The organism is Hahella sp. CCB-MM4 (assembly GCF_002260525.1).
GTDB lineage: Bacteria > Pseudomonadota > Gammaproteobacteria > Pseudomonadales > Oleiphilaceae > Hahella.
This window is the reverse complement of the sequence record NZ_MRYI01000149.1, coordinates 1-585: the sequence shown is the minus strand read 5'-3', so window position 1 is coordinate 585 and position 585 is coordinate 1. Positions and strand designations below refer to the sequence as shown.

The 585-nt window shown below is 67.9% G+C and carries 1 protein-coding gene; it reads left to right on the top strand.

The genetic code is table 11. The features are described from left to right. On the top strand, positions 1 to 561 hold a 561-nt coding region (locus tag BTA51_RS29780), incomplete at its 5' end, for a branched-chain amino acid ABC transporter permease (RefSeq protein WP_141215746.1). Positions 562 to 585: the final 24 nt, after the last annotated feature.

Here is a 585-nt window from a genome sequence, read left to right as displayed (position 1 = left end):
ACCCACAGCATCGCCGGATTCACCATCGGCCGCTTCGCGAACTACTTCTTCCTGATGCTGCTCGTCACGCTCATCGTGGTCGTCGTCTTCCGCCGCAGCGCCGAATCCCGCATCGGCCGAGCCTGGGTCGCCATCCGCGAGGACGAGACCGCCGCCGAAGCCATGGGCATCAACGGCTTCCGCACCAAACTCGTCGCCTTCGCCCTCGGCGCGACCCTCGCCGGGCTCGCCGGAGCCGTCCAGGCGCACGTCACCTACACCGTGACACCCGAGCAATACCAGTTCGCGCACGCGGTCCCGCCCAACTCGGCCTTCCTCCTCGCGGCGGTCGTCCTCGGCGGCATGGGCACCATCAGCGGACCGCTCGTCGGCGGCGCCCTCCTCTTCCTCATCCCCGCGAAACTCCAGTTCATGAGCGACTACCAGCTCTTCGCCTTCGGGCTCGCCCTGGTCCTCCTCATGCGCTTCCGCCCCGAGGGCCTCATCGCCAACCGGCGCCAGCAACTGGAGTTCCACGAGAAGGACGAAGCACCCGCCACTCTCACCAAGGCAGGGGCCTGACGATGACCACCGACACCACCACCG